The organism is Priestia sp. BR_2, from assembly GCF_041954005.1.
In the GTDB taxonomy this organism is placed as follows: domain Bacteria; phylum Bacillota; class Bacilli; order Paenibacillales; family Paenibacillaceae; genus Paenibacillus_AQ; species Paenibacillus_AQ lautus_A.
Genome location: NZ_JAVFHM010000359.1, coordinates 1 through 1,411, shown reverse-complemented (window position 1 = coordinate 1,411; position 1,411 = coordinate 1). Strand labels below are relative to the sequence as shown.

Sequence of the window (1,411 nt, the reverse complement as noted above, 5' to 3'; positions counted from 1 at the left end):
TTTCTACATAATGTATTTGTCATTAAATCTATTGGAGGTGTAAATCTTACTTAGGTAAGATAACTAATTGGACATAATTAACTTGTTATTGGTAGCAGTATTAATTGGATTGACTGGTTTCTTTGTAGCCACAGAATTTGCGATTGTGAAAGTACGAAGCTCTAAGATTGATCAACTTGTAGCTGAAGGTAAAAAGGGTGCTGTGTCTGCTAAAAAGGTCATTACGCACTTAGACGAATATTTATCTGCTTGTCAACTAGGTATTACAGTAACGGCGATGGGATTAGGTGTGCTTGGTGAACCTACGGTAGAAAGATTGCTAAGTCCTGTTTTTATGAAGTTCGATTTAAATGAGTCCATTACGCACCTTTTATCGTTTGGTATTGCCTTTATTGTGATGACCTATCTTCATGTTGTGGTAGGTGAATTGGCACCTAAGACATTTTCCATACAGAAAGCAGAAGCTGTCACGTTGTTATTTTCAGCGCCCATCATCTGGTTTTATAAAATCATGTATCCGTTTATCTGGATTTTAAATGGTTCTGCACGAATACTGGTTGGAATGTTTGGGTTAAAACCTGCTTCAGAGCACGAATTGGCCCATTCAGAAGAGGAACTTCGTCTCCTGCTGGCTGAGAGCTATAAGAGTGGTGCTATTAATCAAAGTGAGCTAAAGTACGTAAACAATATTTTCGAATTTGATGAACGTCTGGCCAAAGAAATCATGATTCCACGAACTGAGATGATAACAATCTCTGAACATGACACGATTGGTGCATTTTTAGAAATGGCTGCATTGGAGCAGTATACTCGTTACCCAGTAACAACCGATGGAGATAAAGATCAAATCATAGGGATGGTAAATATAAAAGAAATCTTAAGCGATGTTGCATTTGATGACACCTTACGAAACCAACTCATTAGCTGTTACGTTAAACCCGTGATTCAAGTCATTGAATCGTACTCTATCAATAAGCTATTAAGAAAGATGCAAAAGGAACGTATCCACATAGCAATCTTACTGGATGAATATGGAGGGACAGCTGGTTTAGTAACCGTTGAAGATATTTTAGAAGAAATCGTAGGAGAAATCCATGACGAATTTGATTCTGATGAAGTGCTCGATAGGCAAAAAATTGGTGAACATCACTATGTTTTTAATGGGAAAGTATTAGTAAGAGACGTAAATACACTAATGGGAACGAACATTGAAACTAATGAGGTCGATACGATAGGTGGATGGATCTTATCTCAGAAAATAGACGTTAAGTTAAATGAAGTCCTTGAGTATAATGATTTTGAGTTTATTGTGAGAGAACTTGATGGGCGAAATATTCAAACCATCGAGGTAGCAAATAAACAGCATTCTTTGAGCTTAGCTAAATAGTAAATAAAAAGCAACCTCATATCC

At 36.8% G+C, this 1,411-nt stretch carries 1 protein-coding gene; it reads left to right on the top strand.

The annotated features are described in order from the left end of the window. Positions 1–67 precede the first annotated feature (67 nt). A complete protein-coding gene (locus RB298_RS33365; RefSeq protein ID WP_486050619.1) occupies positions 68–1,387 on the top strand; it encodes a hemolysin family protein in 1,320 nt (439 codons plus the stop codon). The last annotated feature ends 24 nt before the right edge of the window (positions 1,388–1,411 follow it).